Below are 3,388 nucleotides of genomic sequence, written 5' to 3'. Positions count from 1 at the left end.
AACAATCCCGCGAGCGCAAGCAGGATAGGAAGGTTCTTTTTCATGTCGATAAATCCTTAGCGCTGACGCCGCTGTACATACACGGCGACGATGATGATCCCGGCCTTCACCACGAGCGCAGCCGCATCCGGAATGCCGTGCGCGAGGAGGGTGTAGCGCAGCAGCTGGATGATCAACGCCCCAATCAGGGTGCCGACAACGTAAGCCTTGCCGCCGGTCAACGCAGTGCCGCCGACCGCGACCGCGGCAATCGCATCGAGCTCTGAGCCAAGACCGATCACGTTGGCATCGGACGATGAATTCACCGAGATCGATATCAACCCGGCTAACCCCGCTAGCGCCGCGCACAAGGTGTACGCGATCATCTTCACGCGTGCAGTCGGAATGCCGCTCAAATACGCAGCGGATTCATTGCCGCCGGTCACCAGCAAGTACTGTCCGAACAAAGTCTTGCGTACGATCCACGCAAACAGCGCGACGAGCGCCAGCATCAGGAACACTTGAGCCGGCACGCCGGCCACGCGGCCTAGCGCAATCCACTGGAACGCGGGATTGTCGAAGGCCTGCAGACTGCCGTCCGTCACGACTTGCGCAATGCCGCGCCCGGCGATGAACAGCACCAGCGTCGCGACAATCGGCTGGACCGCTAGCCGCGTCACCAGAAAGCCGTTGAATACGCCGAACAGGGCGGCGGCCAGGATGGGCAGCACGAACGCGAGCGCAATGCCGAACGGTCCGCTGATGTTCATGAAGATCATCGGCGCGAGCGCACCGGCAAGCGACATTGAAGCGCCCACCGATAAATCGATACCGCCTGTCGCCACGACCAGCGTCATGCCGATGCCGACTATGACGATCGTCACGACTTGCGTGAGGTTGACGTTGAAGGTTTGCAGCGACCAGAAGTGCTGCGTGAAGAGCAGGTTGAACAGGATCATCGCGAGGAGCACGGCAATCTCGCGCTGGATCGTGATGCGATGTTTCTTCTTCTGCGCGGGCTGCGCGATCGGCGCCGTCACCGGTTGCGTTTTCTGGTTCATGATTCGCGATCCTGGGTGCGTGGCTTATCGACATTGGCCACTGAAGCAACAGCGTCGACGGCTTCCGCCAGTGCCGATTCTTCGCCTGATCCGTACGCGATCGCGTCCATGATCGACGCCTCGCTCATGCGGCCGCCATCGAGTTCGGCGACGGTTTTGCCATCGCGTATCACGACCGCCCGGTCCGCGACGGCGGTGAGTTCTTCGAGTTCCGAAGCGGACAGCAACACCGCGAGTCCTGAGTCGCGCAAATCGCGGATGATCTTGGCGACATCCGCTTTCGCGCCGACATCGATGCCGCGTGTGGGTTCATCGAGCAGCAGCAGTTTGGGATTGGTCGCGAGCCAGCGCGCCAGCAATACCTTTTGCTGATTGCCGCCGGAGAGCTCGCGAATCGGCTGGTCGGGCGAGCGCAGCTTGATCCCAAGCGACTCGATAAACCGGTCCACGATTTGCCGCTGCTTGGCGACATCGACGATGCCGTTTTTTGTCAGCGTACGCAGGCAGACCAGCGTGAGGTTGTCGCGCACGGACAGCTCCGGCACGATGCCTTCGCTCTTGCGGTCTTCCGTGAGATACGCGAAGCCGCGCGCGATTGCATCTTGCGGAGACTTCAGCGTGACCTGCTTGCCGTCGATGGAAATCGTGCCGCGCTCGGTTGCGTCCGCGCCGAACATCAGCCGCATGGTTTCGGTGCGGCCTGACCCGAGCAAGCCCGCGAGGCCCACGGCTTCGCCTGCGTGGACATCGAGCGACACGTCCGTCACCTTCGTGCCTGCGCTGAGGCTTGACACGCTCAACGTAGTCGCGCCGCGTTTAGCCAGATTGGCTTCCTTGATTGCGCTGTCTTCGTGGACGGCGGCGGCGAGCGTGCGTCCGAGCATGGTGGTGACGAGTTGCAGTTTGTCCATGGACGCCATCGTACTTTCTGCCACGGTCTGGCCATCGCGCATGATGGTCACGCGATCGCAGAGTGCGTATAGCTCGTCCAGCCGATGCGAAACGAAGATTACCGCGCGACCGTCGTTGCGCAGGCGGCGCACCACGTCGAACAGCAATTCGACTTCGCGCTCGTCGAGTGAGGAAGTGGATTCATCCATGATGACCATCTTCGCATCCGACGAAACCGCTCGCGCCAGCGCCACCATTTGCTGGATCGCCGTTGAAAACTCGCGGACGGGCTTGTTGACATCGATCTGCAGGCCGAACGACTCTAGGAGGTCGTGGGCGCGCCGATGGATTGTCTTCCAGTCGATCAGGCCAAATCGGCGCGGTTCGCGGCCGAGAAAGATGTTCTCGGCGATTGAGCGAAACGGGACGAGATTGATTTCCTGATAGATGGTGCTGATACCGGCTTCGCGCGCTTCCTTTGGGGTGCGAAAGTCGACTTCGCGGCCATCGAAGCGGATGGTTCCGGCCGTGCGCCGGTAGGCGCCGGTGAGGATTTTAATGAGCGTCGATTTACCGGCGCCGTTCTGGCCGATAAGCGCATGGACTTCTCCCGCCGATACGGATAGCCGGGCGTGACGAAGCGCCGCGACACCGCCGAAGGTGATGTCGATGTCTCGCATCTCGAGGAGTGGCGCCAGGGGCGCCTGGGGCGGCTTGGGCATGGGAGGTTTTGGGCGGTGCTGGTGGAGGTGAGTGTGGGGTGCTGCTCGCGGCGAGTGTGGGGCTAGGATTGAGTCCTTCTTCTAGCGTGGTCGTTCTGCATAAGTAGTATTTTCTTGCTTATTTCTGTTAGCCCCTATCCGGGGCGGGACTTCATTTCTTTTCAAACGCGAAAAGAAACGAAGCAAAGAAACGCGTTCAAACCGCGAATTCCTAAGTGTCGTCGTTGCTACATTTCAGGTCTTTGGCCCGAACGTAGTACCGCCCCCACCCATCAACCCGCAATTGAACACCCTCCTCAAGCACCAGCATCTCTCACACGCTTCGCCTCCAACGCCAAAGAAGCCAAGTGCCCAACGCCCAATGCCCAATGCCCAATGCCCAACGCCCAACGCCCAATCCCTAAGCAGCAAAGTACTGCAATTTCGGCGACTGATGACCTAGGTGGATTGTTGATTCATTCGATTCCGTTGCATGGATTTCGGTTCGTCCGTATGTCGTGTCTACCAGCCAGTTGTCTCACGGCGTTGGGGGCGAAGCGTGTGCGTGCCGTTTGAGCTTGGGGTGGGTGTTCGACTGCGGGTTGATGGGTGGGGGCCACACTACGTTCGTGCCAAAAACCTGAAATGGAGCAACGCCGACACTTAGGTATTCGCGGTTTGAACGCGTTTCTTTGCTTCGTTTCTTTTCGCGTTTGAAAAGAAATGAAGTCCCGCCCCGGATAGGGGCTAACAGTA

General features: G+C 59.9%; 2 protein-coding genes. Both read right to left on the bottom strand.

All coding sequences use genetic code 11. The features are described 5' to 3' along the window. Positions 1-56: 56 nt before the first annotated feature. Positions 57-1,040 carry an ABC transporter permease gene (locus tag WCA53_RS01130; protein WP_423904484.1) on the bottom strand — a complete coding sequence of 328 codons (984 nt, stop codon included), beginning with the start codon at positions 1,038-1,040 and terminating at the stop codon, positions 57-59. Further along, positions 1,037-2,653: a sugar ABC transporter ATP-binding protein gene (locus WCA53_RS01125; RefSeq protein WP_423904482.1), complete on the bottom strand. Its 1,617-nt coding sequence runs from the start codon at positions 2,651-2,653 to the stop codon at positions 1,037-1,039. The genes WCA53_RS01130 and WCA53_RS01125 overlap by 4 nt, the downstream gene beginning before the upstream one ends. Between the last annotated feature and the right edge of the window lie 735 nt (positions 2,654-3,388).

It is taken from the genome of Caballeronia sp. (assembly GCF_049581465.1).
Classification (GTDB): domain Bacteria; phylum Pseudomonadota; class Gammaproteobacteria; order Burkholderiales; family Burkholderiaceae; genus Caballeronia.
This window is presented reverse-complemented; position numbering and strand designations above follow the sequence as displayed.

What these genes read in the sequence shown, in the direction of transcription:
- WCA53_RS01130 (WP_423904484.1), bottom strand. Translation starts at nt 1,040, where the DNA reads ATGAACCAGAAAACGCAACCGGTGACGGCGCCGATCGCGCAGCCCGCG.
- WCA53_RS01125 (WP_423904482.1), bottom strand. Translation starts at nt 2,653, where the DNA reads ATGCCCAAGCCGCCCCAGGCGCCCCTGGCGCCACTCCTCGAGATGCGA.